Below are 9,557 nucleotides of genomic sequence, written 5' to 3'. Positions count from 1 at the left end.
CCCTGCTCCTGGCCGAGCACGGCCACTCGCGCGCCCCGGTGGTCGGCCGGGACGACGTGGACGACGTCGTCGGCGTGGTGCACTGGTCCGACCTCCTGCGGGGCGAGGGCGCGGCCCGGGAGCTGGCCCGCGAACCGCTGCTGCTGCCCGACTCGCTGACGGTCTCCGCCGCCCTGCACCGGCTCACCGTCGAACGCCAGCAGCTGGCCGTCGTGATCGGTGAGAGCGGCGAGGTCAGCGGCATCGTCAGCCTGGAGGACCTGCTGGAGGAGGTCGTCGGCGAGATCTACGACGAGACCGACACCGACGAGCGCGCCCCCGCCCGGCTGGACGGCGGCGCCCTGCGCCTGCCCGGCGTGTACCCCGTCCACGAGCTGGAGGACCTCGGCGTCGTCCTCACCGACCGGCCCCGGGGCAGTTACGTGACCGTCGCCGGGATGGTCCTGGTCCTGCTCGGCCACATCCCCGACGAGCCCGGGGAGAGCGTGGACCTGGGCGGCTGGACGGCCACGGTCACCGAGGCCGACGGCCGCGTCGTCAGCGAACTCCTGCTCACCCCGCCCGCTGAGGACACCGGGCGACAAGGGCGGTCTCGGAGTCGCTGAACAGTTGGCCAAGAGGCGGCAAGTCCCGTTGCCCGCGCCCCGGGCAGGGGTGACCGTGGCACCAGTGACGCCGAAGCAGGGGAGGGCCGATGCACGCGGACCGCAGGCCGGACGCCTACACGGGACTGGACCGGATGCCGATCGGGGACCAGTGGCGGCACGGGTCGTCCGGGAGCGTCGTCCAGGACGTGGACCCCTACGACGACACGGTCCTGACCGAGTTCCGCCTGGCCGACGAGGGCGACGTGGACCTGGCCTACCGCGAGGCGCAGCGGGCGTGGCCGGGCTGGGCCGCGACCCCCGCCGCCGAGCGCGCCGAGGTCTTCGTCCGCGCCCTGCGCGTCCTGGACGCGCGCCGCGAGGAGATCGTCGACTGGCTGGTCCACGAGGCCGGGGCGATCCGCGAGCGCGCCGAGTTCGAGTGGGGGCTGGTGCGCAGCGGCATGGTCGAGGTGACCTCCTACCCCACGCGGGTCATGGGCCGGATCCTGCCCGGCATCACCCCGGGCAAGGAGAACCGCGTCTACCGCGAACCCCTCGGCGTGGTCACGGTGATCAGCCCGTGGAACTTCCCGTTCCAGCTCTCCCACCGCTCCCTCGCGCCCGCCGTCGCCCTCGGCAACACCGTGGTCCTCAAACCCGCCGAGAACACCCCGGTCACGGGCGGGCTGCTGCTCGCCCGGATCTACGAGGAGGCCGGACTGCCGCCCGGGGTGGTCAACGTGGTCGTCGGCAGGGGCGGTGAGATCGGCGACGCCCTGGCCACCCACGAGCTCTGCCGGATGATCTCGTTCACCGGTTCCACCGAGGTCGGCCGCCACATCGCCCGGCAGGCCCCGCTCACCAGGCGCGCGCTCGAACTCGGCGGCAACGGGCCGCTGGTGGTGCTGGAGGACGCCGACCTCGACCTGGCCGCGGACGCCGCCGTGTTCGGCTCCTACTACCACCAGGGCCAGATCTGCATGGCCACGAACCGGGTCGTGGCCACCGCCGCCGTCCACGACGAGCTGGTCGAGCGGATGCTCGTGCGCGCCCGGGCGCTGCGGGTGGGCGACCCCTCCGACCCCGCCACCCGGATCGGCCCCGTCATCGACGACGAGCACTGCGCGGGCGTGCGGGACGTGGTGGAGCGCTCCGTCGAGCAGGGCGCACGGCTCCTGCTGTCCGGCGAACCGACCGGCCCGGCGGGCAGGGTCCTGCCGCCCCACCTGCTGCTGGCCGACAACAGCGCGCCGAGCGCGGCCGAGGAGGTGTTCGGCCCGGTGGCCACGGTCATCCGCGCGGAGGGGGAGGAGGACGCGCTGCGCATCGCCAACGACACCGAGTACGGGCTGTCCAGCGCGGTGCACACCCGCGACGCCGAGCGGGGGGTGCGCTTCGCCCGCCGCCTGAGGGCGGGCATGACGCACGTCAACGACTCCACGCTCAACGACGAGGCCAACACCGCCTTCGGCGGCGAGAACCACTCCGGGATCGGCCGGTTCGGGGGCGAGTGGGCGATGGAGGAGTTCACCGCCGACCACTGGGTCAGCCTCCAGCACACGCGCCGCAGGATGCCGTTCGGCCCGGAGTGAGCGGGCCCGGACCTCCGGTTTCCTTCGCCGCGACCCCGTACCCGTGGCGGGCCCCGACCGTCCGACCCCGCCAGGAGCACGCGACCGTCGCGGGTCGGAGCCTCATCTGCCCCACCGGCCAGAACCCGGGCCCGCCGGTCAGCGCCTGCGCAGGACCAGCAGCAGGTTCCAGGTGACGACCTCGCGCAGCAGCGGCACCCGTACGACCGGCCTGGCCCATCCGGGCAGGTAGCGGGGGCGCACGTCCACCACGTCCACGTCGGTGCGCCCGCGCGTCCAGCGCAGCATCTCCCCGGCGTGCGCGGCGTACATGGTGCGGCCGAAGTCGTTCTTGGGACGGCGGCCGTGGCGCCGCGCGAACCGCTCCGCCGCGTACGCGCCGCCCAGGTAGTGCCACGGCGAGGTCTCGTGCCCGCCCCACGGGGACAGCCACAGCGTGTACGACAGGTACACCAGCCCTCCCGGCCGGGTCACCCGCACCATCTCGTCGGCCATCCGCGTCCGGTCCGGCACGTGCTCCAGCACGTTGGAGGAGAAGCACACGTCCACCGAACCGCTGCGCAGCGGCAGGTCCAGGGCGCTGCCCTGGACGCCGTACGCGTCGGCGTCGCGCCCGTGCAGCGTCATCTCGTGGGCGTCGGCGTCCACGCACAGGCAGCGGGCCCCGGCCGCCCTCAGCTCGTCGGCGAAGTAGCCCGGGCCGCCGCCCACGTCCACCACGAGCCTGCCGTCCAGGGGCGTGTAGGAGCGCAGCTGGGCGACGGTGTCGCGGGCGAGCGTGCCGTAGAAGAACGCCGGGTCGGTCTGCTCCACGCGGAAGGCGGTGAACAGCCGCACCGACCGGCCCAGGGTGGCGCGGAAGGGGACGGTGCCCTCCTCGGCGGCGTTCGCGGTCACGTGCCCGCCTCCGACACCACGAAGTGGCGCAGGTGGCGCCAGTGGTCGCCGCCCCAGTACTCGTCGGAGGCGGCGATCCGGCCGCCCGGGACCAGCTCGGCGATCCGCTCGGTGCGCAGGGTGTGCATCCGCATCGGCGCCGGGTAGCGCAGCAGCACCCGCTGGGCGAGGGCCACCAGCGGCCACGGCGCGTACCGGAACACCAGCCCCTTGAAGGTGCGCCGCTCGGACTCGGGCACGCCCAGCACCATGGCCCCGCCGGGGCGCAGCACCCGCGCGAACTCGCGCACGTAGCCCTCGGCCAGGACGGGAGGCAGGTGCTGGAGGACCAGGTCGGTGTAGACCAGGTCGAAGGAGGCGTCCCCGAACACCGACAGGTCCGGGCGCTCGTTCAGCACGAACTCGATCCGCCCCCCGGAGCGGTCCAGGCGGCGGGCCTCCTCCAGCATCGGCGCGGAGATGTCCACCCCCACGACCTCGGGGAAGTGCGCGGCCAGGGCGTTGGACAGCCGTCCCGCGCCGCACCCGAAGTCCAGCACCCGGCCCCCCTCGGGGCGGATGCCCAGCTCCTCCAGGCGGGCGACGGACGGGTCGATGTCGGCCCGTCCGGAGGCGAGGAACTCGTCGTCGTCCCAGCCGCCGCCCCTCTTGGCGGGGTCCACGCACACCGCCCACAGGGGTTCGGTGGAACCCAGCCGCGTCCAGTCGCGGCGGACCTGTTCGAGTCCCACCCGCATCACCTCCACGGTGCTCGCGACCCGCCGGAACACAGCACCTGGATCGTGTTCCTGTTCCGGGCATCCAGGCCGGGAAGGCCTGCGACAAGGGTCCAGGGAAAAAGTGGAACGTGTTGTATTCTGGCACCCCTTCTCCGGATCGGCCAACTACGGCGGGAGAGATGCCGATGCCGCCTGTTCCCCCCACCGCGCGCGGGCACGACGGTCCGGGCGCCGAGGCCGCGCGGCCCGGCCCGGTCGGGGCACCCAGGGTACGCCGCCCCTCTGAGGAACCCCCCGGGAAGGGCCCCGGCCCCGGCGGAACGGTCCGCGCCGCGTGGGCTGCCGCCCGCCGCCTGGCCCGCGACCGGCTGGCCCTCGTGGGGTTGGTGGTGGTGCTGGGGGCCGTGGGGCTGCGGGCCTACGTCCTGGGCGAGTCCTACTTCGTGGAGGACGACTACCTCTTCTTCGCCAACGCCCACGCCAGCGACCTGGGGCCGGACTACCTGCTCACCCTGCACAAGGGCCACCTGATGCCCGGGGCGCTGTTCCTCGTCTACCTCCAGACCGCCCTGTGGCCCTACGAGTGGTGGGTCAGCGCGGGCACCATGCTCGCCCTCCAGGCCGCCGCGCTGGTGGGGTTCCTGCGCCTGGTGTGGGAGCTGTTCGGCCGCCGCTGGGCGCTGCTCGTCCCGCTGACCGTGTACGCGCTGGCACCGCTGACCGTGCCCGTGCTGGGCTGGTGGTCGGCGGCGCTCAACGCGGTACCCCTCCAGCTGGCCCTGGTGCTCGCCGTGCTGTGGACCGTGCGCTACCTGCGCACGGACGACCACCGCCTGGCCTGGCGGGCGGGCGGCGCCGTCGTGTTCGGCATGCTGTTCACGGTCAAGGCGATGTTCCTGCCACCGGTGCTGTTCGCCGTGGCCGTCGCCCACCTCTACCCCGGCGGACTCGTCGCCGGGGCCCGGCGGGCGTGGGCCCTGCACCGCCCGTTCTGGACGGCGATGGGCGCGCTGCTGGCCGCCTACGCGGTGTTCTACCTGGTGCGGATGCGCGCGGCCGGGGGCGGGGAGGGCGCGGGCGTGCCCCAGAGCGAGCCCGCCCTGACGATGCTGCGCGGACTGCTCACCGAGGTGTTCCCGGTCGGCGCCCTGGGCGGACCCCTGGAGTGGGGCCCGGTCACCCCGACCGGCGGCCTGGTCGACGTGCCGGGCGTGACCGTGCTGGCCGCCTGGGCGGTCTTCGCCGTGATCGTGCTGGTCAGCCTGCGGATGCGGCGCGGGGCGTGGCGGGCCTGGGCGCTGCTGCTGGCCTACCTGGTGGTCGTGGACGTCATTCCGACGATCATCGCGCGCGGCCGGTTCCAGGACGTGGCCGCCGCCGACCCCCGGTACGTGGCGGACGCGGCGCTGGTGTTCGCCCTGTGCCTGGCCCTGGCCTACCTGCCCACCAGGGAGGAGCGGGCGCGCGCCCTGGTCGGCGGCGCCTCGTCGGCCCCGGTGGGCGGGGAGCCCTACCGCGTGCGGCCCCGGCGCGCCGCCCGGGTCGCGGCCGCGCTGGCGACGGCGGTGTACGCGGTGGCGGCGGGCTACTCCACCCACGCCTACGCGCAGACACTGAGCGGCGACCGCCTCCAGTGGTACCTGGACACGGTGCGCACGGCGCTGGCGGACGTCCCGGAGGAGGGCGGCCTGTACGCGCGCCCGGTCCCCGAGGACGTGGTCCTGGAGTGGAACGGCCAGCGCCGCCTGAGCTCGTGGGTGCTGCCGCCGCTGGCGTCGGACGACGTGGCCGAGCGGATGGCCGCGCCCGAGGAGGCCGCCACCGCGTACGTGTTCAACGACGCCGGGTTCCTGGTCCCGGCGCGGCCCTCCGACGACAGCGACATGTTCGCCCCCGGGCCCGCGGACGAGTGCCTGGAGCCCTGGGAGGGGCTGGTGTCCTGGCCGGTGCAGGCGCACGGCGGCGTCGCCCAGGTCGTCACGCTCGGCTACACGGCCGAGGAGGACGTCGGCGTGGTGGTGGCCCTGGGCGACGACTGGATCGAGGTCGAACTGCCCGCCGCGGAGGAGAACGGCACCTGGTACGTGCCCGCGGGCGCCCCCGGCGAGCAGCTGTCGGTGTTCGTGCCCGAGGACCCCGAGGACCGGGGCGGGCTGTGCCTGAACTGGGTGTCGGTGGGCGGTATGGCGCCGACGGTGGAGGGCAACCCGTGGGCGCCCGAGGAGGACGACCGGGCCGGGAGCTAGGCGGAGGACCGTCCGCGGGAGAGGCGCTGGGGCCACCGGCGGCTGGGCTCCTCCACCCACCGGTGGCTCGCGGCGGCCAGCAGCACGGTCCCGATCGTCACCGGCACCGCGTCCAGCCAGAACGACCCGGTGAAGATCTCCTGGCCGGTGAAGTCGCGCCACAGGTAGAGCACCATGAACTGCCACAGGAACACGCCGTAGGAGATCCGCCCCAGGAACTGGCACACCCGGTGCCGCAGCAGCGAGTCCAGCCACCGGCCCCCGCGCCAGGCCCGCGCCTCCCGCAGCGGGAGGGCGGGCCCCGCCGGGCGCGGCGCCAGCGCGCACGGGGCGATCAGGAAGAACGCGAACCCGATCCCGGCCAGCGAGTCCACGGCCGAGGTCCAGATGTCGCCGGAGCCGATGAAGCGGCCGCCGGAGGCCTCGGTGGCCTTCAGGGCGAAGAACCCGCCCGCGACCAGCCAGCACACCCCGGGAGAGGAGCCCAGGGTCCGGCACAGGCGGCGCACCGGGCCGTCGGCGCCGGGTTCGCGCCAGGCCCACTCCGAGAGCACGGCCAGCGCCATGCCGACGGCGAACAGGCCCGCAGCACGGGGCAGCCAGGCGTGCATGTACTCGCGGGGCTCGGGATAGAACTGCGGGACCAGCGCGGCCAGGCCCAGCAGCGCCATGACCCCCAGGCCCGCGAGCAGCCGCCGGCCCCGGGCGTCCACGCTCCGGCCGCCGCGCGCCCACAGCGCCAGGACCAGACCGAACAGCGGGAGCAGCAGGTAGAAGCTGACCTCCACCGACAGGCTCCACATCTGGCCGAGGCCGTAGGGGCCGGTGCCCACCCACGGCGGGTCGGTGTTGAAGGGGAAGGTGAGGGTCAGGACCTCCCACCAGTACCGGAGCGAGCCGAGTTCGTCGCGGGAGTAGACGAGCAGTGCCGTCACGGCCACCAGCCAGTAGGCGGGCAGGACGCGCACGGCGCGGCGCCACAGGTAGGGGCGGGCGCGCGGCCCGCGCGTCCCGTCCAGGGCCGCGCGGGCCCAGGGGCGGTACAGCAGCACGCCCGAGAGCGCGAAGAACAGCGGCACGGCCACGTCGAAGGCGGACAGCAGGCCGCCCAGCACCCCCGGCGCCAGGGAGTCGCCGGTCTCGGTGGCCACGTGGAACACCAGGACCATCAGGGCGGCCACGGCGCGGACGCCGTCGAGGGACTCGTGGCGGCCGTCGACCTGCGGCAGCACCAGCGAGGGGTCGGGGGTGCGCGCGCTGGCGAAGTGGGCACCGGCGGCGGGGTCCCCGGGCGCGGAGGAGGAGGTGGGCGCCATGGGCCTTCCCGGACTGGGTGGAGGGAGGAACGAGTAACACTAGAACGCGTTATAAAAATTTCGACACGCCCTGGTGACGTCGTTCGCTACTGGGCAGTACTCTACCCGGAACTGAACCTAGTTCCACTAGACCCAGTTCCAGATCTGGACTCTCATACGCCCAGGAGGGCACATGCGCCGTACTGTTGCGGTCGTTCTCGTCGCGTTTGGGGTCTTCTTCCTCGCCTTTGCCCCCATGATGCGCACGTGGCTGTCGAGTTCCCTGATGAAGACCCCTCTGGACTACTACAGCGAAACGGTCCTCGAGGCGGACGGGGCCACCTACTTCAACATCGAGGACGTCGAGCTCGTCGAGGACGCCGCCCTGGAGGCGCGTTCGACCATCCGGGCCGACGTGGCCTCCAGCACCGACGAGACGGTGGTGTGGGACCAGTTCACCTGGGTCAGGGACGCCGAGACCGACTTCGGCATCACCTCCAGCAGCCGCCGCGCCGGGCACGACCGCGTCACCGGGGAGGCGGTCGACTGCTGCGACTCCATGGTCAACGACGAGTCCGTCGCCCAGAGCGGCCAGGCCTGGAAGTTCCCCTTCTTCACCGAGCAGCGCGACTACGACTTCTACGAGACCACCGCGCGGGAGGTCGTCCCCATGGAGTTCCAGGGGATCGAGGAGGTCGGGGGCGTCGAGGCCTACAGGTTCGTCCAGGAGGTCGAGGACGAGGTCATCGGCGAGCGCACCCTGCCCCGCTCGGTGGCCGGGATGGAGGGCGAGGGCGACGTCACCGGCGACGAGGTCTTCTCCATCACCCGCACCTACTGGATCGAGCCCGTCACCGGCTCCCCCCTCAAGATCGGCGAGGACCAGAACCGCGTCGTCGTCGTGGACGGCGAGGAGGTCCTGACGCTCTTCGACGCCGAACTCGTCTCCAACGACGAGTCCGTCCAGAACGCGGTCGCCAACTCCGAGCAGGGACGCACCGTGCTGCCCCTCCTCCAGACCACCCTGCCCGTCGTCTGCCTCGTCGTCGGTGTCGGATTCATCGGCGTCGCGGTCGTCCTGTTCGTCACGGGCCGCCGTCGTGACCACCACCACTGACCCCCGCGCCCGTCCCTCGCCGGCGCGCCCGACCGGGCGCGTCGGCGTACGTCACCGCGCCCCCCGGCCGCGGTGACGGAGAGGACGCGGGCCACGGGGCCGGCGGCGGCCGGGGCTCCGCGCGGCGACGGGGGGACGGTCGGCGCGCTCGTCCGCGCGTGCCGCCCCCGGCAGTGGCTCAAGAACCTCCTCGTCCTGGCCGCGCCCGCCGCGGCCGGGGCCCTGACGCAGACCGGGGCGCTGCTGACCAGCGCGGCGGTGTTCGCCCTGTTCTGCGCGGCCGCCAGCGGCACCTACCTGCTCAACGACGTCCACGACGCCCGACGCGACCGCGCGCACCCGCGCAAGCGCCACCGCCCGGTGGCCTCCGGCGCGCTCCCCGTCCCCGTGGCCGTCGCGGCCGGGACCGCGCTCAGCGCCGCCGCGCCGCTGGCCTCCCTGGCGCTGGGCGACCCCGTGCTGTCCGCGCTGGTCGCCGGGTACGTGCTGCTCACGCTCGTCTACACCCGCTACCTGCGGGACCTGGTGGTGTGCGACCTGGTCGCGGTCGCCGCCTGCCACGTGCTGCGCGCGGTGGCGGGCGGGGTGGCCGTCGGCGTGCCGCTGACCTCGTGGTTCGTGATCGTGGTGTCGCTGGCCGCGCTCCTGGTGGTGGTCGGCAAGCGCGAGGCCGAACTGCGCGCGTCCGGTGCCGCGATCGCCGGGAACGGCGACGCCCCCGCGGGAGCGGTCGCCGCGGCGGCCGCGGTCCGGCCCGCCCTGCGCGGCTACAGCACCGCCTACCTCTCCCAGACCCGCACCATGGCCTCGGGCGCCATGATCGTCACCTACTGCCTGTGGGCGCTGGAACCGGGCGACGGCCCCAGGACGGTCTTCCACGCGCTGAGTATCGTGCCGTTCATCATGTTCGTCCTGCGCTACAACCTGCTCGTGGACCGGGGGGTGGGGGAGGAACCCGAGGAGATCGCCCTGCGCGACCGGCCCCTCCAGCTCATCCTCTGCGGACTCGCGGTCCTGGTCGCGGCGGGGATCCACCTGTGAACCCGCCGCCGGACCGGCCGGTCCTCCTGCGCGGGTGGGGGCGCACGACGCGGGCGGCCGTGG

The 9,557-nt window shown here is 74.0% G+C and carries 8 protein-coding genes; 5 read left to right on the top strand and 3 right to left on the bottom strand.

Annotated elements, in window-relative coordinates; translation table 11 throughout:
• Both DQW06_RS05930 and DQW06_RS05925 read left to right on the top strand, forming a co-directional pair.
• Positions 1 to 605: CBS domain-containing protein (locus tag DQW06_RS05930; protein WP_117198109.1), on the top strand; the 605-nt coding region annotated here is incomplete at its 5' end.
• Between the two features lie 89 nt (positions 606 to 694).
• On the top strand, positions 695 to 2,179 hold the full coding sequence (locus tag DQW06_RS05925; RefSeq protein ID WP_013151319.1) for an aldehyde dehydrogenase family protein: 1,485 nt from the start codon (positions 695 to 697) through the stop codon (positions 2,177 to 2,179).
• A gap of 138 nt (positions 2,180 to 2,317) precedes the next feature.
• Here the strand turns inward: DQW06_RS05925 and DQW06_RS05920 are convergent, their stop codons facing one another.
• Together DQW06_RS05920 and DQW06_RS05915 are read right to left on the bottom strand one after the other, a co-directional pair.
• Complete coding sequence (locus DQW06_RS05920) at positions 2,318 to 3,076, bottom strand: class I SAM-dependent methyltransferase (RefSeq protein WP_013151320.1); 759 nt, start codon at positions 3,074 to 3,076, stop codon at positions 2,318 to 2,320.
• Positions 3,073 to 3,813, bottom strand: coding sequence for a class I SAM-dependent methyltransferase (locus DQW06_RS05915; protein ID WP_197724938.1), 741 nt, complete (start codon positions 3,811 to 3,813; stop codon positions 3,073 to 3,075). The genes DQW06_RS05920 and DQW06_RS05915 overlap by 4 nt, the downstream gene beginning before the upstream one ends.
• A gap of 167 nt (positions 3,814 to 3,980) precedes the next feature.
• Between DQW06_RS05915 and DQW06_RS05910 the strand changes: the two genes are divergently transcribed.
• Positions 3,981 to 6,041, top strand: coding sequence for a hypothetical protein (locus DQW06_RS05910; protein ID WP_117198108.1), 2,061 nt, complete (start codon positions 3,981 to 3,983; stop codon positions 6,039 to 6,041).
• On the opposite strand, the gene DQW06_RS05905 is transcribed toward DQW06_RS05910, so the two are convergent.
• Entirely contained in the window at positions 6,038 to 7,357 is a 1,320-nt protein-coding gene (locus DQW06_RS05905; RefSeq protein ID WP_117198107.1) for an acyltransferase, read from the bottom strand. The two genes, DQW06_RS05910 and DQW06_RS05905, sit on opposite strands and share 4 nt — an antisense overlap.
• Positions 7,358 to 7,529: 172 nt before the next feature.
• Between DQW06_RS05905 and DQW06_RS05900 the strand changes: the two genes are divergently transcribed.
• Together DQW06_RS05900 and DQW06_RS05895 are read left to right on the top strand one after the other, a co-directional pair.
• Positions 7,530 to 8,453 (top strand): DUF3068 domain-containing protein, encoded by a 924-nt coding sequence (locus DQW06_RS05900; RefSeq protein WP_013151324.1) that lies wholly within the window; start codon positions 7,530 to 7,532, stop codon positions 8,451 to 8,453.
• 72 nt (positions 8,454 to 8,525) lie between these two features.
• Positions 8,526 to 9,494, top strand: coding sequence for a decaprenyl-phosphate phosphoribosyltransferase (locus DQW06_RS05895; protein WP_117198106.1), 969 nt, complete (start codon positions 8,526 to 8,528; stop codon positions 9,492 to 9,494).
• Positions 9,495 to 9,557: the final 63 nt, after the last annotated feature.

This window comes from Nocardiopsis sp. TNDT3 (assembly GCF_003427465.1).
GTDB classification, from domain to species: Bacteria; Actinomycetota; Actinomycetes; order Streptosporangiales; family Streptosporangiaceae; genus Nocardiopsis; species Nocardiopsis dassonvillei.
Note: the sequence above shows the minus strand (reverse complement) of the source record. Positions and strands in the feature narration are given on the sequence as shown.